Here is a 21,607-nt window from a genome sequence, read left to right on the forward strand (position 1 = left end):
CGTTCGCCGGTCGCGGCGGCGAGCCATCGACGCGAACCGGCGGCCGGCACAGTGCTCACCTTTCGACCCGCTACTCTGTGGAGGATTTTCGATGAACAGGCCGCCCGCGTCAGCAGCAAAGCCCAAGGCGGCAGCGCCTGGCAAACGGACAGGGAAGAAAGCCGCGGCGCCGGCGAAGCCGATCGCGGCCGCGGCCAGCGATCCCGGTCTGGTCGACCAGGTGCGTGCCATGGCTGGCAGGCTGCTTGACGTCAGTTCGGCGGCCGGTGTCGCCGGGCGAACGCTGGAAATGGCGAGCAAGGTCTCGCGAGCACTCCTCGACGGGCAGGCCATCGAGGCCGCGTCGGAAGTGTTGCGGGTGGTGCTGCCGAGCGCCGCCGAGTCCGCCGCCTGGGCCAGGACCGGGGCGGCCGTGCGCAGGATGCGTGAGCGCGCGGGGCTGACGATTGCCGAACTCGGCGTGGCCATCGACCTCAAGGACCCGTCGCTGGTCGAAGCGCTGGAGAACGGGCGCCTGGCGGTGTCGTTCGAACTCATCCTGCGACTGGCGGCGGTCCTTGGTCGCCAGGATCCGATCGGTTTCGTCATGGGCCTGACGCGCACGGCCAACCCGGAGCTGTGGGAGAGCCTTGAAGAGCTCGGCGTCGGCAAACTGGTGCTGCAGTCCGTGCGCGAACATCAGTTCGTCAATGTCTATCGCAGCAACGACGACGCGCGCACCCTCAACGACGAGGAATTCGCCGAGATTCTCGGCTTCACGCAGGCCGCGTTCGAGATGGCGATGGCCCAGCGCGCACGCTACAGGCAGAGCCGTCGCGGCCCTGCCGCCGACGTCGCTGAGTGACGCGTTTGGCTGACGGAGTCAGGTGAACGATCGCTGTCGGGAGCATTGCCAGGGCGCTGCCGCAGGGGCCGGAAAACGGTGCTTGCGCCGGCCGGCAGCGGTCCGTCTGCTTGCCAGACGGCGCCATTTCTGATATTTAGTCGTCTCTTTTGCAATCAGGGTCTTCGAACATGGCTGATGAGTTGACGTACAAGCATTTCACCCCTTACGTGCCGCAAGCGGGCGAGGAGTACATGAACAGCAGTCAGCTGGCTCATTTTCGCGGCATCCTCGAGGCGCTGAAGCAACAGCTCATCGAAGACATCGAGCGTACGGTGCATACGATGAAGGACGAGGCGACTGTTTTCGCCGACCCCAATGACCGCGCGAGCCAGGAAACAGACATCGCCATCGAACTGCGCAACCGCGACCGGGAGCGCAAGCTGATCAAGAAGATCGAAGAGACGGTGGAACTGATCAACAGTGGCGACTACGGCTATTGCGCTGCTTGCGGAGTCGAGATTGGCATCAAGCGTCTTGAAGCGCGTCCGACGGCGACGATGTGCATCGACTGCAAGACCCTCGAAGAAGTGCGCGAGAAGCAGATGGCCAAGTAGCTGGCGGGCGCGTGTAGCCGCAGGACGTAAGCGCGAGGGACGACACCGCCGGCTGGCGAGCGGCAGGGCGCTTGCCCGCCGTGGCCAAAAAAAGGACGCCGAGGCGTCCTTTTTGCTGCGCACGACAGCGGCTCGCTGGCCGCCGTCAGGCGATGCCGGTCAGGCGGCCGGCGGCACGCCGCCCTCCTCGACGGTGAGCGCCTTCATCGACAGGCGGACGCGTCCCTTCTCGTCGGCTTCGAGGACCTTGACGCGGACCTTCTGGCCATCCTTCAGATAGTCGGCAACGGCATTGACGCGCTCGTTGGCGATCTGCGAAATATGCAGCAGGCCGTCGCGACCGGGCAGGATGCTGACGATGGCGCCAAAGTCGAGCAGCTTGAGAACCGTGCCGTCATAGACCTTGCCGACTTCGACGTCAGCGGTGATCGACTCGATACGTGCCTTGGCGGCGTCGGCGGCCTCGCCGCTTACCGAGGCGATGGTGATCGTGCCGTCGTCCTTGATGTCGATGGTCGTCCCGGTTTCCTCGGTGATGGCACGAATGACTGCGCCGCCCTTGCCGATCACGTCGCGGATTTTCTCCGGATTGATCTTCATCGTGTACAGGCGCGGGGCGTAGGTCGACACCTCTTCGCGGTGCGCCGACATCGAATCCTGCATCTGCTTGAGAATGTGCAGGCGGGCTTCGCTGGCCTGCGCCAGCGCAATCTTCATGATTTCCTGGGTGATGCCCTGGATCTTGATGTCCATCTGCAGCGCGGTGACGCCGCTATCGGTACCGGCAACCTTGAAGTCCATGTCGCCGAGGTGATCCTCGTCGCCGAGGATGTCGGTCAGGACGGCGACCCGATTACCTTCCTTGATCAGGCCCATGGCAATGCCGGCGACGTGGGCCTTGAGCGGTACGCCGGCGTCCATCAGGGCCAGCGAGGCGCCGCAGACCGAGGCCATCGAGCTCGATCCGTTCGACTCGGTGATCTCCGAGACGACACGGATGGTGTAGGAGAAGTCTTCCGGCGACGGCAGCACTGCGAGTATGGCCCGCTTGGCCAGGCGGCCGTGGCCGATCTCGCGGCGCTTTGGCGTTCCGACGCGCCCGCATTCGCCGGTGGCGTAGGGCGGGAAGTTGTAGTGCATCATGAAGCGCTCGCGATACTCGCCGGCCAGTGCGTCGATGATCTGTTCGTCACGACCGGTACCGAGCGTGGCGACGACGATGGCCTGCGTTTCGCCACGCGTGAACAAGGACGAGCCGTGTGCGCGCGGCAGCACGCCGGAGCGGATGGCGATCGGCCGGACGGTGCGCGTGTCGCGACCATCGATGCGCGGCTCGCCGGCCAGGATACGGCCACGCACGATGCGTGCCTCGGCGTCGGAAACCATCCGGCGGACGGCGCTGGCGTCGGGGGCGTTGTCGTCGGCGGTCATGGCCTCGACGGCGTAGGCGGTGATCTCCTTGAGGCGCTGGCTGCGCAGGCCCTTGCTGGTGATCCCGTAGGCTTCCTTCAGCTCGCCTTCGACGAGTTGGTCGAGCTTGGCGTGGACGGCCTCGTTTCTGGCGGCAGCTGACCATTCCCAGTCCGGCTTGCCGGCTTCATCGACCAGTTCGTTGATGGCGGTGATCACTGCCTGCATCTGCTGGTGGCCGAACATCACGGCACCGAGCATCACCTCTTCGGACAGTTCCTTGGCCTCCGATTCGACCATCAGCACGGCCGCCTGCGTTCCGGCGACGACCAGGTTCAGCTGGCTTGCGTCGAGCTGGCTGGTGCTCGGGTTGAGCACGTATTCGCCGTTGAGGTAGCCGACCCGGGCGGCACCGATCGGGCCGTCGAAGGGAATGCCGGAGATCGCCAGCGCGGCCGAGGCACCGATCATCGCCGGGATGTCGGGGTCGATTTCCGGGTTCAACGACATGACCATGGCGACGATCTGGACTTCGTGGTAGAAGCCCTCGGGGAAGAGCGGGCGCAGCGGCCGGTCGATCAGGCGCGAGGTCAGCGTTTCCTTCTCGGAGGGACGACCCTCACGCTTGAAAAAGCCGCCGGGGATCTTGCCGGCGGCGTAGGTCTTTTCGATGTAGTCAACGGTCAGCGGGAAGAAATCCTGGCCGGGTTTGGCGGTCTTGTTGCCGACCGCGCTGACCAGGACGACGGTGTCGTCAACCGAGACGATGACCGCACCACCGGCCTGGCGCGCGATTTCGCCGGTTTCCAGGGTGACCTGATGGGCGCCATAGGCGAAGCTTTTCTTGACGATATTAAACATTGTTGCCTCTCTCAATAGTCTGGTACGTGCCTGCCCACGACTCCGGCAGGGACTTCAACAGCTCAACCATTCAAACGACGTACCAATATGCCAGCCGCGGCAGCAGAAACAGCGGCGCAGCCCGCGTGGGGCTGGCCGCTGGCGGCTCTGGGAATGGCCTGCACCTCCGACCGCAGGGCGGATCGGCGAGCGGGCCTATTTGCGCAGGCCGAGACGCTGAATCAGGGTGCGGTACGAATCGACGTTGGTTTGCTTCAGGTAATCGAGCAACTTGCGGCGGCGGCTGACCATGCGCAGCAGACCGCGGCGCGAGTGGTTGTCCTTCTTGTGCTCTCTGAAGTGACCGGTAAGGTCGTTGATGCGCGCGGTAAGCAGCGCTACCTGGACTTCGGAAGAACCGGAGTCGCCGGCAGCACGCTGGTACTCGGCCATGATTTGAGCTTTCTGCTCAACATTGATCGCCATGTCAAACTCTCTTTCGTAAGAACGACGCAGCCCCAGTTTGATAGAGCCGACGCCAGATGGATGAAGGGTGGGATTCGCTCGGCGAAGCGAACCCGCGATTCTATCTTGCGGGCGGTCGGGCGGCAAGGAGTGTGTTTTCCGCCGTTCGCCGCGGGTGGTCGGCGCGAGGCCGGCAGGGCAAGAAAAAAGCCGCTCCTGGGAGCGGCTTTTCCGGCGACGCAGACCTGTCGTTGTCGATCAGGCCTTGCGACGGCGTGCTGCGCCGAGGCCGAGCAGAGCAAGACCGACCAGCGCCATCGAGGCAGGCTCTGGTGTCTGGTTGCGAGTCTCGTATTCATAGGCGATTCTCGCGCCGCAGGCGGCTTGGGTGGTCTGAGCGAAGGACACCTGACCACCACCGCCCAGCAGAGTGACGCCACTCAGCGAGCTGCAGCTGATGCTGAATTGTTGGCCGGCCCCGTCTGTGGAGAAGATTGCCAGGATCGGGTTCAACGTCAGCGCGTCCAGAACTGCCGAGCCACTTGCCGTGAGCAAGCCGGAGTTAAACGTTCCACCAGCAGCCAAGGTTTGGAGGCCCGTCGGGTTGGTGAGCGAGATCCGAGGATTGCCACTGACGATAATGCCATTGAGCGGAGCGAGCGAGCTGGTGTAATTCAGGAAAACATTGCCCGTTGCAATGACATCTTGCGACTGCTGTGCGCTGTTGCTCAGCACAATGGTCATCTCGTCCTGGCCGGTGAGCGTCAGGACGGCGCTGGTCAGGGTGCGGGTACCTCCCATCGTGTCGAACAGGCCCAGGTTGCCGCTTTGGGAAATCTCGGTCCCCTGCAGGGGGTTGCTGAATTGGTAGGTGAGGAAAGCCGCGTGTGCCGCACCGCTACCCAGGGCGGCGAGAACTGCGCCGGCCAAAAGCTGTTTTTTCATTATCGTATCCTTCCAGTGAGTAGGTATGGGTGTCTCGTATGCCGTGACTACTGCGCTCGGCAGCCACTTGCCGTTACCAAGCACGTACCATGCCAGCATAAAAAACTCCATAGTTAGCAATGGCTTGCACAATTCACTCGATGTTGTTGGCCGTTTTGTGTAAAAAATTCCGACAGTGATGGCGGCCCACTTCGCTCAGCTCTGCCGCATCGTTGATGTTGCGGAAAGCGTCGACCTGGTCGTCAAAAGGTACCTCGACACGTTCTAGCATCCCGTGCCACAAGTCGATCTTGCGCCCCCCCCTGGCCAGGAAGTCGGTCAGTTGCGGAAGGAGTTCGCGCCGGCAGAGCGAGAACACCGGCTGTGCCCGCCCGCCGCTGCGTACCGTGGCCAGGTCGGCGCCGCTGCTCAGCATCGCCGTACGCAGGCGGGCGACGAGATCGGTCGGCAGGAATGGCGAGTCGCAGGGTGCGGTGAGCAGCAGCGGGTGCGCCGAGCGACTCAGCGCGGCGTGCACGCCGGCGAGCGGGCCGGCAAAGCCGGCAATCTCGTCGGCGATGACCGGGTAGCCGAAGCTCGCGTAGTGAGCGGCGTTGCGATTGGCATTGATCAGCAGCTCGTCGACCTGTGGCGCGAGGCGCTCGATCACCCAACGGACAAGCGGCTTGTCGGCAAGCAATTGCAGCCCCTTGTCGACGTTTCCCATGCGCCGGCCGAGGCCGCCGGCCAGGATCACGCCGCTGATCGGCGCGTCGTTCATTGGCCGCCTGAGCCGGTGCGCAGCGATGTTGCCCGCGAAGGCTTGCCGGACGTCATGCGAAGCCGGGTAGCCAGGCGCTTTGTGGCGTCGGGATCACGGTTTCCAGCGTGCCTTGAAATACGGCTTCGATCACCGGTGGCTCGCGCCAGCGCTCATTGAGGAAAGTCAATCCAACTTCTTCGACCAGCGCGCCTTTCCAGTAATGATTGGCGATTTCGTCGAGTGTCGCCAGGCTCAGGCTGTGCGGCAGGCGCAGGTAGTCCAGCCAGCTGGCATCATGAAACGAACAGCGGTAGGTCCCCTTGCTCCGCGCCGGCGTGAGGGCCTTGCCGAAAACGCGGGCTGGATGCTTGCTGCGGAAGGTCTCCGCGTCGACACGGGTGGCAAAGAGCACGACGGCGTGCAGGCGGCTTGGGAAGTGCTGGTACAGGCGTTGACGGAAGTACTCGAGGTGGTACTCGGCAAAATAGTTCTGAACGGTCGCCATGCGGTCTGCCGCGAGTGCCTCGGCGAAGGGGTTGCCGATGAGAATGTCCCAGCCTGGCAGCTCGCCATCGCCATCGCCATCGCCATCGCTGTCCAGCCAGGCGTACAACTCGAGTGTGGTGCTGTCCCTGAGCAGGTGATCCATCATTCTCTGGCGAGTTGTGAACGGCGCCGGGCGGTCACGTGCTGCGGCCGAACTTCTCGACCAGTTGGCCGAGCTTGGCCGCGTGCTGGCGCTCCTGGGCTTCTGCCTGGCGCTGCATCTTGCGCTGTTCGGCTTGTTTTTTCAGGCGCTCCTTGACCAGTTCGGATGCATGCAGGCGTTGCTCCGGCGTTATTTCGCCGGCGGGCTGGCCGTCGAGGTCGACCCGGCCAGGGGCCTTTTCGCTCGCTTTCAGGTAGCGTAGCGAGTGCGTGTGGATCCCCAGCGCGATACGCAAGGGCTTGCGCTCGAGACCCGGCAGTCGCGCCATGAGTTGTTTGTCGATGCCGATGGCCAGTGGCTGGCAGTCGCGGAAGACCGGAAATCTTTCCTGCAGGTCCTTCAACAATTGGCGAGCGTTCTGGGCCGGAAGCGGTTTGTCCGGCGGGCTCGCCTGCGGGTTGAGGGCGTCCGGGCTGGTTTCCGGGCTAGCGGTGGGTGTATTCATGAATGGTGGGCTTGATAGTGTGTTTGGCGCAAAGGCAGGAAGGAAAAAGCGCAGGGAATCTGCGCTGCGCAGCGGCGTAGACTGCCCCGGCCCGGGTCAGAAGTGAATTCCGCGCATCACTTGCGAGAAGGCGATCTGGTCCGCAGTCTGTGGTGCCGTCTCACCCGGTTTGTGCGTGGCGGCGCTGGAATCGGTAAACATGCGGAAGCTGGTGTTCATCATGATCTGCGCCGCCTTTGGCGTCAGCGAGTGCAGCAAGGCACCGAAGATACCCAGTCGCGTGGCGATACGCACCGGTTTGTGGATGATCGCTTCGACAATCAGGTCGGCGGCTTCTTCGGGCGATAGCGTCGGCACCTGCTCGTAGATCTTCGTCGGTGCAATCATTGGCGTGCGCACCAGCGGCATGTTGATGGTCGTGAATTCGATGCCGCGGTCGGTAAACTCGGAGGCGGCGCAGCGCGCCCAGGCGTCCATTGCCGCCTTCGAGGCGACGTAAGCCGAGAAGCGCGGGGCGTTGGTGAGGACGCCGATCGACGAGATGTTGATGACCTGTCCCTTGCGCTTGGCAAGCATTCCGGGCAGCAGACCCATGGTCAGCCGCAGTGCGCCAAAATAGTTCACTTCCATCGTTCGCTCGAAATCGTGGAAGCGGTCGAAGGAGTTTTCGATGCCGCGGCGAATCGAGCGCCCGGCGTTGTTGACCAGGATGTCGACGCCTCCGTGCTGGTCATTGAGCGTCCTCACAAGCGCGTCGCATTGTTCCTTGTCGGCAATGTCGACCGCGTGGGTGATCAGTTGCAGACCGGCGGCCTCGAACTCCCGGCGGGTTTCGTCGAGCGTCTGTTGATCGCGGGCGATGGTGATGGCGATGGCCCCGGCCTCGGCCATCTTGCGGATGGTCGCCCGGCCGATCCCGGACGAACCGCCGGTGACCAGCACCACTTTGCCCTCGATCTGGCCGCGCAAGGTGCGATCGATGAACAGGTCCGGATCGAGGTGGCGTTCCCAGTAGTCCCACAGGCGCCAGGCGTAGCTGTCGAGCGGCGGCACGCCAATGCCGCTGCCCTTGAGTGCGCGTTGCGTTTCGCGGCAGTCGAAGCGGGTCGGGTAGTTGATGAAGTCGAGGATATCGTCGGGCAGCCCAAGGTCTTTCATGACGGCGCTGCGGATGCGTCGCACCGGGGTAAGGGCAAACATCGCCTTGCGCACCGAGCGCGGGATGAAGCCGAGCAGCGCGGCGTTGATGCGCATCGCCATTTCCGGCGCGTGCGCCGCGCGCGCGAAAGTGTTGAGCAGGTCGCCAACGCGCATCGGTGTTGGATCGGTGAGGTGGAAGCAGCGACCGTCTTCGTTCTTGAGGTGCGCGATGTGGTCCATCGCGGCGACCACGAAGTCGACGGGTACGACGTTGATGCGCCCGCCCTCGATGCCGATGGTCGGCATCCATGCCGGAAAGGCCTTGCGGATCTTCTGGATCAGCTTGAAGAAGTAGTAGGGGCCGTCAATCTTGTCCATTTCGCCGGTGCGCGAGTCACCGACGACGATGGCCGGACGGAATACACGCCACGGGATCGAGCACTCCTTGCGCACAATGCCTTCGGAATCGTGTTTGGTGCGGAAGTAGGGGTTTTCCAGGTTTTCCGCTTCGTCGAACATGTCTTCGCGAAACAGCCCTTCGAAAAGTCCGGCCGCGGCGATCGAACTGACCAGATGAAAGTGCCTGGCGGCGATCTCCTCGGCCAGTTGCACGGTGTTGCGCGTACCGTCGACGTTAGCCCGCTGTTGCTCCTCGGCGCTGGCCTTGAGGTCATAGACGGCCGCCAGATGAAAGAAGTGATCGATCTTGCCTTTCAGCTTGCGAATATCGGTTTTCGAGATTCCGAGCTTGCCCTGTGTCAGGTCGCCGACGATGGCGATGACCCGCTTGTCATCACTGTTCCAGTATTCGCGCAATTCCCCGAGGCGCTCTGCTTCGACGCTGCGTACCAGAAAATAGACGACTGCGCCCGGGCGAGCCAAGAGCCTTGCAATCAACCGCTTGCCGATGAAACCAGTGGCGCCCGTAACGAAGTAATTCATTGCTGTCTCCCGAAATTCATGGCCTTGTTGCGCATTGGGTATTTGCTAGACTGTCGATTCCTAGGCGCTGCACTCTAGGCCTTTAGTGTGCGTCCTCTAGATATTGTCACTAGACTGGCTTTCCAGGGCAAGCGAAAAAGCTTGTCACCTTTTGATTGGTACGTTCAAGGAGATGAAGATGGGCAAGAAACTCAAAGAACTGGCGGGTGACGTCAAAGAAAACCAACTGGCATCGACGGTCAAGGATTCTGCCCAGCAGATCTGGCTGGCGGGTCTGGGTGCTTTTGCCAAGGCACAGGAAGAGGGCGGCAAGGTGTTCGACGCGCTGGTCAAGGAAGGCGAGAGCATTCAGGCGAAAACGCGCAAGGCCACCGACGAGAAGATCGCCGAAGTGGCGGGCAAGGCAACCGGTACCTGGGATCGTCTCGAGCACGTTTTCGAGGATCGCGTGGCGCGGGCGCTGGGAAGCCTTGGCGTACCGAGCAAGCAGGATATTGATCGCTTGTCCAGACGCGTCGTCGATCTGAGCGCCGCCGTGCAGGCGCTGACTGAAGGGAAGCCTGTCGCCAAAGCGGCCGCTCCAAGAGCCGCCGTCAAGTCGACGACGCAGGCGGCGGCAAGCGTCGCGCAGGCCGTTACGGCGGCCAAACCGGCTGTCCGCAAACCTGCGCCGCGTAAACCTGCGGCAGCAAAGCCGGCGGCTCCGGTCACTCCCGCCGACGTGCTGAATACCCTTCCCAAGAGCGGCGAGTAGTCGCGTCGCCCGCTTGCGGCGGCTGCGCTGACTCCGGAAGCGTCGGGCAGCGTTTCATGGCGCGCAGCGGGCTCGCCCCCCCGGGTGAGCCCTGGCTGCCCCACCGCCGATGACCCGCGATCAGGCGGCAGTCCTGCGCCGCCACTGTTCGCGCCATGCGGCGTGCGCTGAAACATGGATGCAGGGCCGAGATCGAGGCGGGGTCTCGTCGACCGCCATAGGCTGCTTCCTTCGACGATAGGGGCTACTCGATGACTGCTACAGGCAGACGTTCCAAGATCGCTCTGGCGCTCGCTGGCGGCGGTCCGGTCGGCGGTATCTATGAAGTCGGTGCGATGGCCGCGCTGGCCGAGGCACTGGAAGGCGCCGACTTTACGGCGTTCGACATCTACGTAGGTGTCAGCTCCGGGGCGCTGCTTTCGGCCTCGGTCGCCAACGGGCTTGGCCCCGCTTCGCTGGCCAGGATGCTCGTGGAAAACGATAGCAACGAAGTGTTCGACCCCGGCGTGCTGTTGCGGCCCGCTTTCGGTGAATACCTTCGGCGCGCCCTGTCGGTGCCGGTGCTCTTCTGGTCATCGCTGCGCCAGTACCTCGCCGACCCCTGGCATGTTCGTCTGCTCGAGGCTTTCCAGGGCCTCAGCCATGCCATTCCGACCGGCGTTTTCAACAACGCCGGAATTGATGAGTTGCTCTGCAAGCTGTTTTCGAGCGGCGGGCGAAGCAATGATTTTCGCAAGCTCAAGCACCGGCTGTTTCTGGTCGCCACCGACCTCGATAGCGGGGAATCGGTGGCCTTCGGCTCCGCGGGTCACGACGACGTGCCGATTTCCGTCGCCGTGCAGGCCAGCGCCGCCTTGCCCGGTCTGTTTCCGCCGGTGAGGATCGGCGAGCGCTATTTCGTCGATGGCGCCCTGATCAAGACCCTGCACGCTTCGGTCGCGCTGCATGAAGGGGCCGAGTTGGTGATCTGCATCAACCCTCTGGTGCCCTTTGATTCCCGCCTGGCGGCCAGGCGGCCGGCTCACGAGCGGCCGACGCCGGCGCCCGCACATCTGGTCGAAGGCGGTCTGCCGGTCGTCCTGTCGCAGACCTTCCGCGCCATCATCCATTCGCGCATGCGTACCGGCATGGATCGCTACCGGCTGGAGTTCAAGAATGCCGACGTGGTGCTCTTCGAACCAAGCCGTGACGATGCCGACATGTTCTTCACCAATGTCTTCAGCTATCGTAGCCGTAGTCGCCTGTGCGAGCATGCCTATCAGCGGACCCGCAAGGACCTCTATCAGCGGCGCCACGAACTACGGCCGATTTTCGAACGGCATGGCATTCACCTGAATCTCGGCGTGCTCAAGGATCACACGCGATCCTTGCTGTCACGCAGGCGCCGCCCCGATCTGGCGACCAGCGTCAGCGCGCTGGATTCGTCCTTGGCCGATCTCGAGCTCTGGTTACAGGGGCAAAAAGGCTGATCGTTTCGATCCCGGCGTTGGCCTTCAGGCAGGTGGCGTTCCCTGCGCTTTGCGGCGGTGCTATGCTGACCGCTGTCGACAATCATCATGGCGATAGGGTGCTGATGGAAAAGAAGCCCAAGCGGCGGACCCGCGAGCGAATCATCGAGACCAGCCTGCGGCTGTTCAACGACTTTGGCGAGCCGAACGTGACGACGACCGTGATTTCCGACGAGATGAACATCAGTCCCGGCAACCTCTATTACCACTTCCACAACAAAGACGAGATCATCGAGGCGATTTTCGTCGCTTTCGAGCGCGAGATCGAGGAAACGCTCGCTGCGCCGACGCGCCGCCTGGCCGACGTGGAAGACATCTGGCTGTTCCTGCATTTGCTGTTCGAACAGATCTGGAAGTATCGCTTCTTCTATCGTGACCTCAACGATCTGCTCACCCGCAATCGCCTTCTCGAGATCCATTTCAAGCAGATCATGGCGCACAAGGTGCACACCGCGACGATTCTCTGCGAGGGCCTGGTGTCGACCGGTGCCATGCGTGCGACAACGCTGGAACTGCGTGCGCTGGCGACAAACATGGCGGTGATCGCCAGTTACTGGCTGTCTTTCGAGTACGCCTGCGATCCGCGCGGCAAGGTCGAAAGCGATCGTATTGGACGAGGTGTGTATCAGGTGATGGCGATGATTTCGCCATTTCTGCTTGAAGAGTCGAAAGGACTGCTCGAAAAGTTGTCGCGAGAGTATCTCTGACCATAAGCGCTGGCTCGCGGTGGCGATTCACGAACCTGGAGGAAGATCATGGCCTGGCGCAAGTTTCCCTATCCCGAAAAAGCCTATAGCTATCCCGGTGCTGCGCTGCAGAAGAACTGGGCACGCCTGCATTGCGGCGACTGCGAGCCGTTTCCGGATGATCCGAAAGTAGCGGACGCCTGGCGCAGTTATCACTCCGGAGACTTCGGCCAGGCCGTCGAATCGGGTCTGGCCTGTGGTCCGGCCGGCTACAACGTGGCCAACAAGGCGGCCGCCATCTACGCGAATTACCTCGAGACTGATGACGAGCGCAAGTGCGCCCTGCTCCTGGAGGTCGCCCGACGCTGCGAGGAGCAGCAGAAGGAAGCGCCGACCGATGCCAATGGCTGGTACCTGCATGCCTACGCCCTCGGCCGCTACAGCCAGAGCATCTCGGTGGTAAAGGCGCTGGCGCAAGGCCTGGGTGGCAAGATCAAACACAGCCTGACGCAGGCGCTCGAACTCGAGCCGAGGCACGCCGATGCGCACGTTGCTCTCGGCGCCTATCACGCCGAGGTCCTCGACAAGGTCGGGGCGATGGTCGGCGGGCTCACTTACGGCGCCAAGAAGAGTACCGGTAACGGTCTCCTCGAAGCGGCTCTCAAGCTGAATCCCGATTCGGCGATCACGCGCATTGAATATGCGAATGCACTGGTGATGATGTTTGGCAAGGCGAAAATGAAGGACGCCGAACGCCTCTATCAGGAAGCCGCGGATTTCGTGCCGATGGACGCGATGGAGCGTCTCGACGTCGAAGCTGCGCGCGCCGAACTAGCCGACTGAGGTCTCGCTGCCGCACGCGGGCCGCGCGCGCCGCGGGCCAGGTCTTCGGCAACGGCGTTCGGGTCGGCGAGCCGGTCGACAGGTTGCAACAGGACCAGCCAGAGCAGCTTTTCGAATTCGTCGGCAAAGCGATCGACGATGTTCTGCGGATCGTCGACCATGCTCTTGTCGGTGAGTAGGCCAAATTGTACCCGGCCGTCGTAGGAAAGGACGCTCACGCCCATGCCGATGTCGCCGGCCTGCGGGACCCAGACCATCTGCTGGTCGATCCTGGCGCCGGCAAAATAGCGGGCTTGCTGCGCGCCAGGGACGTTGGTCATCACCGCGGTCGTCTTGCTGGCCAGCACTTTGAGCACCTGTTCCTCGACGAAGCTCGGTGCCATGCCCGTTGCTCCGAGCAGGGTGAAGGTCAGCAAGGCTTGATAGGAGCCCTTCAACGCGGCCATCCGGGCACGGATTGCATACAGCCTGGCGAGCGGGTTGCCGATGCCGATAGGTAGTTCCAGCGCGACCAGGCCGAAGCGGTTGCCAAGCGTCTCGACGTCGTCCGGCGCACGCAGATTGACCGGCACCATGACGCGGATTTCAGTGTTCTCCACGCGGTCACCCTTGGCCACCAGGTAGCCGCGCAAGGCGCCGGCCACGCACGAGAGCAGGGTGTCGTTGACCGAGCAGCCGAGCAGCTTGCCGCAGGCCTTGATCTCCGCCAGTGACGCAGGTTCCGACCAGGCCACGCGTTTGACCGTCCCCGGCCGGCCTTTGAAACGCGTCTGGCTGTCGCTCGGCAGCAGCGCGAGCTTGCCGATTTCCTCGGCAATGGCGGCGGCGACGCGGGCGTAGTCGGCGATTGCGCCAGGCTGGTTGCGCAGGCCGAGGTATTGCCCCCAGAGCTGGCCACCGACGCTGAGCACGCCTTGGGTGAGGTCGGTAAGCGGCGCAATGGTCCAGCGCCAGAGACGGTTGCCGGCATCGGTATCGCCTGCGTCAATGGCGCCGTGCACCTTCTTGCGCCGATCAGCGTCAGCGCCCGGCTGCGTCTGCTGGCGGTCATCCTCGGGAGCGTCGCTTCGCTCGTCGGTCAGCGTGTTCATGACGCCGATCAAGGCAATCCCGTCGGCAATTGCGTGATGGATGCGGGCGACCAGCGCCGAGTTTCCGTCGGCAAGTTCGACGAGATTGAATTCCCAGCGCGGGCGCGCCGGGTTGAGCGGTTCGCTGGCCATCTCGGCGACGAACTTCTGTAGCTCGTGTTTGCCGCTGGGAGCGGGAAGCAGCGAGTGGCGAAGATGGCGGTCGATGTCGAAATCGGCATCGTCCACCCAGCAGGCGCCGTCAGCGTCGAGTGTTGCGATTTGCCGGAAGCGGCGGTAACGCAGAAGGCGCTTGGCGAGGGTGCGCTTCAAGCGCGCGGCGTCGATACGGCCGACGAAGATCATCACCCCGACGATCTGCATCAGGTTTTCCGGCCGGTCCATGCGCAGCCACGCCGTGTCGACGTGGGACACTGTCTCGCGCACCGTCATCGCAGCTGCTCCCGGAGAAAATGGCGAAGCCATATAATAGCAAGCCATTCAAACAGTTCATCGACCGGAGAGATCAGCATGAGTGATTTACAGGCTCAGTTCGAGGCCGCCGTGGCCAGTTCCCGGACGCTCAGCGAGCGCCCCGACAATGCTTCCTTGCTGAAGCTCTATGCCCTCTACAAACAGGCGGTTGATGGCGACGTCGAGGGACGTCGGCCAGGGTTTACCGACATGGTCGGTCGTGCCAAGTTCGATGCCTGGGCGGCGGTCAAGGGCACCGCCGGTGACGATGCGATGAGCCAATACATCGCCCTGGTCGAGGGCTTGCAAGCCGGCTGAGGGGCCACCTGACCCGCGCCGAGCGTGTTCAGGCGGGAAAGTTCTCGTCGAAGAAGCGGTGAGCTTCGCGCTCTATGGTTGGCTTGAGGGCGAAGAGCATCAATCCGAGGCTGATGTCGAGGGTGACCTCCTGCTTGTCGAGCACCAGCTCGCCGACAATTCCCGGCCGCTTGAAGGTCATCACGTCGCCGTCCCAGGCGTAGTCCAGGTCGAATTCATCCTGCAATTCGGAGGCCATGTGTTCGGCGGAGGCACGGGCCTCGGCGCGGGTCTTGCCGTGTTGGCGGCGAATGCTGATGTCGCTCATCGGAAGTGGGGTCCTGAAGGGTTAGCCGATTTCGGCACAAAGTGAGCGGAACGCCGCATAGCGGCGCGGGTTGATTTCGCCATTCCGGAGCGCCGCATGTACGCTGCAGTCGGGTTCACGGTCATGTCGGCAGTTGCGAAAGCGGCACTGGCCGAGCAGGGGGCGAAGTTCGAGAAACGCCAGCGCGATGTCTTCCAGCGACAGGTGGTGCAGGCCGAACTCGGTCATCCCGGGCGAATCGATCAGCGCGCTGGTCGTTCCCAGACGATAGAGCCGGGAATGGGTGGTGGTGTGCTTGCCGGTGTTGAGCGCTTCCGAGATCTCGCGTGTGGCTGCTCGCGCGTCGGGAACCAGGGCATTGACCAGCGTTGACTTGCCCATCCCGGACTGCCCGATCAGGAGGCTGAGGTGGTCCGCGAGATACGGCAACAGCCGCGCGCCGTCGTGCGTTGCACTGAGCTTGACGACCCGGTAGCCGAGCTTCTCGTACTGCACCAGTGCTGCGCTGGCGGCTGGCACACGCTCGCCAAGGTCGCACTTGTTGAGAACGATGAGCAGCTTGATGTCCTGACTCTCGGCAGCGACGATGCAGCGGCTGATCAACTCGTCGGAAAAAGCAGGTTCGGTGGCGACGACGATAATCACTTGCGTGACGTTGGCGGCAATCAGCTTCTGCTTGAAAGGGTCCGATCGATAGAGCAGCGTCTGGCGCGCTTCGATCGCGCTGATCACGCCCTGGCCGGGACTCGTCTGCTCGACCATGACCCGATCGCCGCAGGCGACATCGCTCTTCTTGCCGCGAGGGAAGCAGAGCAGCATCGCGCCGTCGGCCAATTCGACGCGGTATTGGCGGCCGTAGGCAGCGACAACGGTGCCGGCGAGTTTCAGATCCGTATCAGGGCCTCGATCTTGGCAGCGCAGGTAAAGTCGTTGCGTGACAGGCCGCCCACGTCATGGGTGCTGTAGCTGACCCGGACCCGCCCATAGCCGACTTCCAGGTCCGGGTGATGGTTTTCGCGTTCGGCGAGGCCGGCGACGGTATTGACGAAGAGCAGCGTCCCGGCGTAGCTGGCAAAGGTGAATTCCTTCTCAAGCAGACCGCCGTCGGAAACGGACCAGTCCGGCAGGCAGGTCAGCAGACGGGTGGCCTGCGCGGCAGTGAGCAGGTGTTCGCTGCCGCGCAGGGGGCGGCAATGTTCGCGGCTTAGTTCGTCCAAGGTGGTCATGGTGGCGAGGTCCTCGGTTGCTTTGATTACACCTGCTGCAGGCGTGCAATGCGCAGCGCGGCGGGTGGGTGAGAATCGTAGAACAGCGAGTGCAGCGGGTCCGGCGTCAAGGTGGCAGCATTGTCCTCGTACAGTTTCACCAGTGCGGCAGCGAGATCGCTGGCGGAGGCCTTGTCGGCCGCGTAGCGGTCGGCCTCGAACTCGTCGCGGCGTGAGAGCAGACTGAGCAGTGGCGTCAGGAGAAAGGAGAAAACCGGTCCGGCAAGGAAGAAGAGCAGCAGTCCGAGGGCCGTATTCTGCGTTTCGACACCAAGGCCCGTGAAGAACCAGCTGGCGTCGATCAGCTGCCCGAGGAGGGCGAGAAAGCCGAGCGACAGCGCAAAGAGCATGGCAATCCGCTTGAGGACGTGCCGGTGCTTGAAGTGGCCGAGTTCGTGCGCCAGCACGGCTTCCACCTCAAGGGGCCGCAGGCGACCGAGCAGGGTATCGAAAAAAACGATGCGTTTGCTCTTGCCGAAGCCCGTGAAATAGGCGTTGCCGTGGCTGGATCGCTTCGAGCCGTCCATGACGAAGAGCCCCGAACTGCTGAAGCCGCAGCGGCTCAGCAGGGCTTCGACGCGCGCTTTCAGTTCGTTGTCCTCGACAGCGACGAACTTGTTGAACAGCGGCGCGATCCAGGTCGGGTAAAGGAACAGGATCAGTAGATTGAAGGCGCACCAGAAGATCCACACGTAAAGCCACCACAGGCTGCCCATTCCTTCCATCATCCAGAGCACGACGAGCAGCACCGGCGCGCCGATGGCGACGCCCAGCGCCGCCTGCTTCAGGAGGTCGACGAGAAAGAGTCGTGGGGTCATGCGGTTGAAGGCGAACTTTTCTTCGATGACGAACTGCCGATAGAAGGCCAGTGGCAGATCGATGGCGGCCGAAATCGCCAACACGCTGAAGATCAGGGCGACGCCGTAGGAAAGGCCGTCGAGTCGTGGCGACCAGAAGGCGTGCAGCGCCTGCAGGCCACCTCCCAGCGTCAAGGCAAGCAGCAGCGCCACTTCGACGGCCAGGCCGATTCTGCCGAAACGGGTGCGCGTCACCGTGTAGTCAGCGGCTTTCTGGTGCGCGGGCAGTTCGATGCGTTCGGCGAAGCTGTCGGGAACGGCCGCGCGGTGCGCGATGACGTGCGAAATCTGGCGCTGGCCTAGCCAGAGACGCAGGATGAACATAACCGCCAAGGCGGCAAGAAAGGCGAGAGAGAAGGGATTGAGCATGCGAGTGTGACACAATGGTTGTTTTGTCGGTTCAGGCGGATTATATGGCACAGGATGCGAATCACCTCGTTTGGCTGGACATGGAAATGAGCGGCCTGGAACCCGAGCGCGATCGTATCATCGAGCTGGCGATGATCGTCACCGACAGTCAGCTGATTACGATCGCCGAATCACCGGTGTGGGTGGTGCATCAGGACGACGCTTGCCTGGACGCCATGGACGAGTGGAACCGAAAAACGCACGCGCGCTCTGGCCTCATCGATCGAGTCAAGGCGTCCCCACTTGACGAGGGGGCGGTCGAAGCGGCGGCACTGGCCTTCATGCGGGAATACGTTGCCGAGTCGGTCAGCCCGATGTGCGGTAATTCGGTTGGTCAGGACCGTCGTTTCATGGTCAGGTACATGCCACAGCTCGAGGCATGGTTCCACTACCGGAATCTCGATGTCAGCACGCTGAAGGAACTGTGTCGGCGTTGGAAACCCGAGGTGGCGAAAGGCTTTGTCAAGAAAGCCGATCACACCGCGCTGGCGGATGTCCGGGAGTCTGTTGAAGAGCTGAAATACTACCGCGAGCACTTCATCCGGTCTTGAGAGCGTCGCTGCCGGTGGCTCTTACTGCCGAGCGCCGCCTGGCTGATCCCTGTCGGCCGTATCTACTTCGCGCCGGTAGAGCTGCAGCTTGTCGTTGTTGCGACGATCGCCTGGCCGTCCCCCCTCCCATACCTTCTGCCAGCCTGCGGGGCTGGGCGCACCGTGTGTCAGCAGCAGGTCGCATTTCATTCCCGCGCGGCTGGACAGGCTGAGCGTGCGTATGCCGTCAAAATAGTCGAACGAGGCGAGCAGCGAGTCGGCGAGGTTCAGGCTGGCGATGCAGGCGCGCTTCTCGGGCAGTGCTTTGGCCAGGGCTGCCGATACCGGGCGATAGGTTTTTCCGTAGTCGATCCACGGCATCCACAGCGTCGCAATGAGCAGCCAGAAAAGCGTCAAACCGGCCATCCAATGCATGATGCCGCGCATCGGCGAGCGTGGACTGGTGGCGATCAGCCAGCACCATATCAGTGTGCCGAGCACCGCGAAACCGCTGCTGAAAAGGTTGAACTGACCGACGAAGCCGGGCTCAAGTTGCCTGGCCTGTTGTCCGAGTTTCTCCGGCCAGTCGAATACCAGTGCCGACCAGCCGATCCAGGCGAGCAAGGCGAAAAAACTGAAAGTGATCATGTTGAACCAGTCAAAGGCATTCGCCGCACCTCGGCGCAGCGATGAGACGCCCGGGACGGCAAGCAGGACCAGCGGCGGTAGCAGTAGCAGGGCGGTCGCGCTGCGTGCACCAAGGCAGGTAATGATGGTCAACAGGGTCAACAGAAAAGCAAGAAGCGGCAAGGCCATGGGGAGCGTGCGCAGTTGCCGGCGTTTTGCCCAGAGCGCCCATCCGGCAAGTGGCAGAGCCGGCCATGCATACCAGGGGAGCAAGCCAAGAAGACGCATCAGATTGAGCAGCGGCTGATCGCCACCACGGAGCAGGGCCAGTTCGCCCTGCCAGAACGCCGCCAGGAAGTCGGGGGCGCCGAGCAACAAGGGGCCCAGCCAGGCGCCGGCAAGCAAAGCGGCCACGAGCAGCGAGCCGAGTAGCATCAGCATTGCACGCTGGCGGTCGCTGGAGTGCCAGGCAGCAAAGGCGGCCACGGGTAGCAGCGGCAGCATCGGCGCCAGACCGTTGGCGAGGAAACCCAGGCCGAGAGCGGCGCCGAAGCAACAAGCACCGCGCAGCGCCCGCCTGTTTAGTTGGGCGAGGCCCCAATAGGCGGCGGTGTGCGCAGTCAGTGTTGCCAGCATTGGTTGCGCTTCATGGGCGTGGAACAGGAAGCCGATGCTGCCAGCCAGCAGCAGAGGGGCGGCCGGAGCCTGCTCACGGCCGTGCAGTTCACGTGCGGCGAGATGGATGAAAGCCAGGGCGAGGAGCGTAAACGCGCCGCTGGCCAGTCGCGCCGCCTCATGGAGTGGCAGAAGCCAGGCAAACAGGTGGCCAGTGGCCCCCGCCACCCAATAGTGCAAGGGCGCGTCGGGGTAGGGAGTGCCCGCCAGGCTCAGGGTCAGCCAGTGGCCGTTGCGGACCAGATCGTGGACCACGCCGATGGTCACCGCATCGTCGTTTTTCCACGGGTCGTGGCCGATCAGCCCGGTAAAAATGTACAGGGCGAGCAGAACCGCCAGAGTCCAGCCACTCGGCGGCAGCGTGATCCCCTTGCATCGCTTCTGCTCCGGCGGAGCTGACATCGCTGAACTGGTGCTCATCCTCGTTTTCTGCCGATGCACATAAAAAAGGCAGCCCCGCGGCTGCCCTTTCTGCCGACCCCAGTCGACTCCTTGCGTTGACCTAAGCCGATTTGCGCATGGCGCCGTACTTCTGGTTGAATTTCTCGACCCGACCAGCGGTATCGATGATCTTCTGCTTGCCCGTGTAGAAAGGATGACAGGCCGCACAGACCTCGACATGCAAGTCTTTCTTCATCGTCGACTTGGTGGTGAAGGTGTTGCCGCAGGAGCAGGTCACCGCGAGTTCGTTGTATGCAGGATGGATGTTGGCTTTCATCTGGTGCTTGTCCTGTGTGTTAGATCAGTCCGTCCATCGCCAGGATCGGCGATCGGCAGGTGAGGCTTTTTTGGAAGGAACGCGATTATCGGTGATTTCTTGATCATCTGCAATCTGCCGCTGATCGCGGCGTCGATCAGCGGCGCATCGAGTCGAAGAACTCGGCGTTGTTCTTGGTCGCCTTGATCTTGTCGAGCAGAAACTCCATTGCTTCGAGATCGTCCATGTTGTAGAGCAGCTTGCGCAGGACCCACATCTTTTGCAGCACATCCGGTTTGAGCAGCAGTTCTTCACGGCGAGTGCCCGAGCGGTTGACGTTGATCGCCGGATAGACGCGCTTTTCGGCCATCCGACGATCGAGGTGGATTTCCATGTTGCCGGTTCCCTTGAACTCCTCGTAGATCACGTCGTCCATGCGGCTGCCGGTGTCGATCAGAGCGGTGGCGATGATGGTCAGCGAGCCGCCCTCCTCGATATTCCGTGCCGCACCGAAGAAGCGTTTCGGCTTTTGCAGTGCATTGGCATCGACACCGCCGGTGAGCACCTTGCCCGATGCCGGCTGTACGGTGTTGTAGGCGCGCGCCAGGCGGGTGATCGAGTCGAGCAGAATAACCACGTCGCGCTTGTGTTCGATAAGGCGTTTGGCCTTTTCGATGACCATCTCGGCAACCTGCACGTGGCGTGTGGCGGGTTCGTCGAAGGTCGAGGCGACGACTTCGCCACGCACCGAACGCGTCATCTCGGTGACTTCCTCCGGGCGCTCGTCGATGAGCAGGACGATTACCGTAACGTCCGGGTGGTTGGTGGTAATGGCGTGCGCGATGTGCTGCATCATTACCGTCTTGCCGCTCTTCGGGCTGGCCACCAGCAGGCCACGCTGGCCTTTGCCGATGGGTGCGATGATGTCGATGATGCGGCTGGTGATGTTCTCCTCGGCACGCATCTCGCGTTCAAGTTTCAGATGCTCCGAGGGGTGCAGCGGTGTCAGATTCTCGAAGAGGATCTTGTTCTTCGACGCTTCAGGCACTTCACCGTTGATCTTGTCGACCTTGACCAGTGCGAAATAGCGTTCCCCGTCTTTGGGCGTGCGAATTTCGCCTTCGATGGTGTCGCCGGTGTGCAGGTTGAAGCGCCTGATCTGGCTGGGGCTGACGTAGATGTCGTCGGTGCTGGCCAGATACGAGGTGTCGGGCGAGCGCAGAAAGCCGAAGCCGTCTGACAGCGTTTCCAGGGTTCCATCGCCGAAGATGGTCTCGCCTTTTCGCGCCTGATTCTTGAGCAGGGCGAAGATCAGCTCATGCTTGCGCAGGCGGTTCGCGCCCTCGACATTGTTGGTGACGGCCATTTCAAGGAGCTGGCTTACGTGGAGAGCTTTGAGTTCGGATAGATGCATGTGCCGGAGACGAAGAAGGGGGAGAGCGGGAAGAGAAAAACCAGAAGCGCCGCGCGCTGTCGCGAACGAAGCGCGTACTGGACGCAGTGCGGCGAA

23 protein-coding genes are annotated in these 21,607 nt (G+C 62.6%); 8 read left to right on the forward strand and 15 right to left on the reverse strand.

Annotated features, from left to right (window positions below):
- Positions 1–91: 91 nt before the first annotated feature.
- Together QZ634_RS01175 and dksA are read left to right on the forward strand one after the other, a co-directional pair.
- Complete coding sequence (locus QZ634_RS01175; RefSeq protein ID WP_291984837.1) at positions 92–844, forward strand: helix-turn-helix transcriptional regulator; 753 nt, start codon at positions 92–94, stop codon at positions 842–844.
- A 170-nt stretch (positions 845–1,014) separates the two neighbouring features.
- Positions 1,015–1,440, forward strand: coding sequence for an RNA polymerase-binding protein DksA (gene dksA / locus QZ634_RS01180; RefSeq protein ID WP_291984839.1), 426 nt, complete (start codon positions 1,015–1,017; stop codon positions 1,438–1,440).
- A 159-nt stretch (positions 1,441–1,599) separates the two neighbouring features.
- Here dksA and pnp read toward each other — a convergent pair whose 3' ends face one another.
- The 7 genes from pnp to QZ634_RS01215 form a co-directional block, all read right to left on the reverse strand.
- The gene (gene pnp, locus QZ634_RS01185; protein WP_291984841.1) at positions 1,600–3,711 is read right to left on the reverse strand and encodes a polyribonucleotide nucleotidyltransferase; all 2,112 of its coding nucleotides are present in this window, start codon (positions 3,709–3,711) and stop codon (positions 1,600–1,602) included.
- Positions 3,712–3,906: 195 nt separating this feature from the next.
- Entirely contained in the window at positions 3,907–4,176 is a 270-nt protein-coding gene (gene rpsO, locus QZ634_RS01190; protein WP_043569481.1) for a 30S ribosomal protein S15, read from the reverse strand.
- A 237-nt stretch (positions 4,177–4,413) separates the two neighbouring features.
- Positions 4,414–5,100 (reverse strand): choice-of-anchor E domain-containing protein, encoded by a 687-nt coding sequence (locus QZ634_RS01195; protein WP_291984843.1) that lies wholly within the window; start codon positions 5,098–5,100, stop codon positions 4,414–4,416.
- A 133-nt stretch (positions 5,101–5,233) separates the two neighbouring features.
- The gene (gene mobA / locus QZ634_RS01200; protein ID WP_291984844.1) at positions 5,234–5,860 is read right to left on the reverse strand and encodes a molybdenum cofactor guanylyltransferase MobA; all 627 of its coding nucleotides are present in this window, start codon (positions 5,858–5,860) and stop codon (positions 5,234–5,236) included.
- A gap of 52 nt (positions 5,861–5,912) precedes the next feature.
- The gene (locus QZ634_RS01205; RefSeq protein WP_291984846.1) at positions 5,913–6,494 is read right to left on the reverse strand and encodes a hypothetical protein; all 582 of its coding nucleotides are present in this window, start codon (positions 6,492–6,494) and stop codon (positions 5,913–5,915) included.
- A gap of 31 nt (positions 6,495–6,525) precedes the next feature.
- Positions 6,526–6,996 carry a ProQ/FINO family protein gene (locus tag QZ634_RS01210; RefSeq protein ID WP_291984848.1) on the reverse strand — a complete coding sequence of 157 codons (471 nt, stop codon included), beginning with the start codon at positions 6,994–6,996 and terminating at the stop codon, positions 6,526–6,528.
- A gap of 96 nt (positions 6,997–7,092) precedes the next feature.
- On the reverse strand, positions 7,093–9,078 hold the full coding sequence (locus tag QZ634_RS01215; protein WP_291984850.1) for an SDR family oxidoreductase: 1,986 nt from the start codon (positions 9,076–9,078) through the stop codon (positions 7,093–7,095).
- Positions 9,079–9,256: 178 nt separating this feature from the next.
- Here QZ634_RS01215 and QZ634_RS01220 point away from each other — a divergent pair, with 178 nt between their 5' ends.
- The 4 genes from QZ634_RS01220 (at position 9,257) to QZ634_RS01235 (ending at position 12,869) form a co-directional block, all read left to right on the forward strand.
- A complete protein-coding gene (locus QZ634_RS01220; RefSeq protein ID WP_291984853.1) occupies positions 9,257–9,832 on the forward strand; it encodes a phasin family protein in 576 nt (191 codons plus the stop codon).
- 251 nt (positions 9,833–10,083) lie between these two features.
- Positions 10,084–11,301, forward strand: a complete 1,218-nt coding sequence (locus QZ634_RS01225) for a patatin-like phospholipase family protein (RefSeq protein ID WP_291984855.1) — start codon at positions 10,084–10,086, stop codon at positions 11,299–11,301.
- Positions 11,302–11,405: 104 nt separating this feature from the next.
- Complete coding sequence (locus tag QZ634_RS01230) at positions 11,406–12,047, forward strand: TetR/AcrR family transcriptional regulator (protein WP_291984857.1); 642 nt, start codon at positions 11,406–11,408, stop codon at positions 12,045–12,047.
- 48 nt (positions 12,048–12,095) lie between these two features.
- The gene (locus tag QZ634_RS01235; RefSeq protein WP_291984859.1) at positions 12,096–12,869 is read left to right on the forward strand and encodes a hypothetical protein; all 774 of its coding nucleotides are present in this window, start codon (positions 12,096–12,098) and stop codon (positions 12,867–12,869) included.
- On the opposite strand, the gene QZ634_RS01240 is transcribed toward QZ634_RS01235, so the two are convergent.
- Complete coding sequence (locus QZ634_RS01240; protein ID WP_291984861.1) at positions 12,788–14,392, reverse strand: wax ester/triacylglycerol synthase family O-acyltransferase; 1,605 nt, start codon at positions 14,390–14,392, stop codon at positions 12,788–12,790. The genes QZ634_RS01235 and QZ634_RS01240 overlap by 82 nt on opposite strands.
- A gap of 78 nt (positions 14,393–14,470) precedes the next feature.
- Here QZ634_RS01240 and QZ634_RS01245 point away from each other — a divergent pair, with 78 nt between their 5' ends.
- Positions 14,471–14,731, forward strand: coding sequence for an acyl-CoA-binding protein (locus tag QZ634_RS01245; protein WP_291984863.1), 261 nt, complete (start codon positions 14,471–14,473; stop codon positions 14,729–14,731).
- Positions 14,732–14,759: 28 nt separating this feature from the next.
- Here QZ634_RS01245 and QZ634_RS01250 read toward each other — a convergent pair whose 3' ends face one another.
- The 4 genes from QZ634_RS01250 to QZ634_RS01265 form a co-directional block, all read right to left on the reverse strand.
- Complete coding sequence (locus QZ634_RS01250; protein ID WP_291984864.1) at positions 14,760–15,038, reverse strand: polyhydroxyalkanoic acid system family protein; 279 nt, start codon at positions 15,036–15,038, stop codon at positions 14,760–14,762.
- A 21-nt stretch (positions 15,039–15,059) separates the two neighbouring features.
- Positions 15,060–15,857 (reverse strand): ribosome small subunit-dependent GTPase A, encoded by a 798-nt coding sequence (gene rsgA, locus QZ634_RS01255; protein WP_291984866.1) that lies wholly within the window; start codon positions 15,855–15,857, stop codon positions 15,060–15,062.
- Positions 15,858–15,922: 65 nt separating this feature from the next.
- Complete coding sequence (locus tag QZ634_RS01260) at positions 15,923–16,264, reverse strand: 4a-hydroxytetrahydrobiopterin dehydratase (protein WP_291984868.1); 342 nt, start codon at positions 16,262–16,264, stop codon at positions 15,923–15,925.
- 26 nt (positions 16,265–16,290) lie between these two features.
- Positions 16,291–17,529 (reverse strand): M48 family metallopeptidase, encoded by a 1,239-nt coding sequence (locus QZ634_RS01265; RefSeq protein WP_291984870.1) that lies wholly within the window; start codon positions 17,527–17,529, stop codon positions 16,291–16,293.
- A 44-nt stretch (positions 17,530–17,573) separates the two neighbouring features.
- Here QZ634_RS01265 and orn point away from each other — a divergent pair, with 44 nt between their 5' ends.
- Positions 17,574–18,119: an oligoribonuclease gene (orn, locus tag QZ634_RS01270; RefSeq protein ID WP_291984872.1), complete on the forward strand. Its 546-nt coding sequence runs from the start codon at positions 17,574–17,576 to the stop codon at positions 18,117–18,119.
- Positions 18,120–18,140: 21 nt separating this feature from the next.
- Here orn and QZ634_RS01275 read toward each other — a convergent pair whose 3' ends face one another.
- The 3 genes from QZ634_RS01275 to rho form a co-directional block, all read right to left on the reverse strand.
- Positions 18,141–19,820, reverse strand: a complete 1,680-nt coding sequence (locus tag QZ634_RS01275; RefSeq protein ID WP_291984874.1) for a glycosyltransferase family 39 protein — start codon at positions 19,818–19,820, stop codon at positions 18,141–18,143.
- A gap of 82 nt (positions 19,821–19,902) precedes the next feature.
- On the reverse strand, positions 19,903–20,118 hold the full coding sequence (rpmE, locus tag QZ634_RS01280; protein ID WP_043569451.1) for a 50S ribosomal protein L31: 216 nt from the start codon (positions 20,116–20,118) through the stop codon (positions 19,903–19,905).
- 136 nt (positions 20,119–20,254) lie between these two features.
- Entirely contained in the window at positions 20,255–21,511 is a 1,257-nt protein-coding gene (rho, locus tag QZ634_RS01285) for a transcription termination factor Rho (protein WP_291984876.1), read from the reverse strand.
- Positions 21,512–21,607 lie beyond the last annotated feature (96 nt).

The organism is Candidatus Accumulibacter sp. ACC007, assembly GCF_907163205.1.
GTDB classification, from domain to species: Bacteria; Pseudomonadota; Gammaproteobacteria; order Burkholderiales; family Rhodocyclaceae; genus Accumulibacter; species Accumulibacter regalis.

Bases quoted from the DNA above. Each gene is read 5' to 3' on its own strand.
- dksA (WP_291984839.1), top strand. From the start codon at position 1,015: ATGGCTGATGAGTTGACGTACAAGCATTTCACCCCTTACGTGCCGCAA.
- QZ634_RS01235 (WP_291984859.1), top strand. From the start codon at position 12,096: ATGGCCTGGCGCAAGTTTCCCTATCCCGAAAAAGCCTATAGCTATCCC.
- QZ634_RS01250 (WP_291984864.1), bottom strand. From the start codon at position 15,038: ATGAGCGACATCAGCATTCGCCGCCAACACGGCAAGACCCGCGCCGAG.
- QZ634_RS01240 (WP_291984861.1), bottom strand. From the start codon at position 14,392: ATGACGGTGCGCGAGACAGTGTCCCACGTCGACACGGCGTGGCTGCGC.
- QZ634_RS01175 (WP_291984837.1), top strand. From the start codon at position 92: ATGAACAGGCCGCCCGCGTCAGCAGCAAAGCCCAAGGCGGCAGCGCCT.
- QZ634_RS01210 (WP_291984848.1), bottom strand. From the start codon at position 6,996: ATGAATACACCCACCGCTAGCCCGGAAACCAGCCCGGACGCCCTCAAC.
- QZ634_RS01275 (WP_291984874.1), bottom strand. From the start codon at position 19,820: ATGAGCACCAGTTCAGCGATGTCAGCTCCGCCGGAGCAGAAGCGATGC.
- rsgA (WP_291984866.1), bottom strand. From the start codon at position 15,857: ATGCTGCTCTGCTTCCCTCGCGGCAAGAAGAGCGATGTCGCCTGCGGC.
- QZ634_RS01265 (WP_291984870.1), bottom strand. From the start codon at position 17,529: ATGCTCAATCCCTTCTCTCTCGCCTTTCTTGCCGCCTTGGCGGTTATG.
- QZ634_RS01225 (WP_291984855.1), top strand. From the start codon at position 10,084: ATGACTGCTACAGGCAGACGTTCCAAGATCGCTCTGGCGCTCGCTGGC.
- QZ634_RS01220 (WP_291984853.1), top strand. From the start codon at position 9,257: ATGGGCAAGAAACTCAAAGAACTGGCGGGTGACGTCAAAGAAAACCAA.
- rpsO (WP_043569481.1), bottom strand. From the start codon at position 4,176: ATGGCGATCAATGTTGAGCAGAAAGCTCAAATCATGGCCGAGTACCAG.
- QZ634_RS01205 (WP_291984846.1), bottom strand. From the start codon at position 6,494: ATGATGGATCACCTGCTCAGGGACAGCACCACACTCGAGTTGTACGCC.
- rpmE (WP_043569451.1), bottom strand. From the start codon at position 20,118: ATGAAAGCCAACATCCATCCTGCATACAACGAACTCGCGGTGACCTGC.
- QZ634_RS01215 (WP_291984850.1), bottom strand. From the start codon at position 9,078: ATGAATTACTTCGTTACGGGCGCCACTGGTTTCATCGGCAAGCGGTTG.
- QZ634_RS01245 (WP_291984863.1), top strand. From the start codon at position 14,471: ATGAGTGATTTACAGGCTCAGTTCGAGGCCGCCGTGGCCAGTTCCCGG.
- QZ634_RS01195 (WP_291984843.1), bottom strand. From the start codon at position 5,100: ATGAAAAAACAGCTTTTGGCCGGCGCAGTTCTCGCCGCCCTGGGTAGC.
- mobA (WP_291984844.1), bottom strand. From the start codon at position 5,860: ATGAACGACGCGCCGATCAGCGGCGTGATCCTGGCCGGCGGCCTCGGC.
- orn (WP_291984872.1), top strand. From the start codon at position 17,574: ATGGCACAGGATGCGAATCACCTCGTTTGGCTGGACATGGAAATGAGC.
- QZ634_RS01260 (WP_291984868.1), bottom strand. From the start codon at position 16,264: ATGACCACCTTGGACGAACTAAGCCGCGAACATTGCCGCCCCCTGCGC.
- QZ634_RS01230 (WP_291984857.1), top strand. From the start codon at position 11,406: ATGGAAAAGAAGCCCAAGCGGCGGACCCGCGAGCGAATCATCGAGACC.
- rho (WP_291984876.1), bottom strand. From the start codon at position 21,511: ATGCATCTATCCGAACTCAAAGCTCTCCACGTAAGCCAGCTCCTTGAA.
- pnp (WP_291984841.1), bottom strand. From the start codon at position 3,711: ATGTTTAATATCGTCAAGAAAAGCTTCGCCTATGGCGCCCATCAGGTC.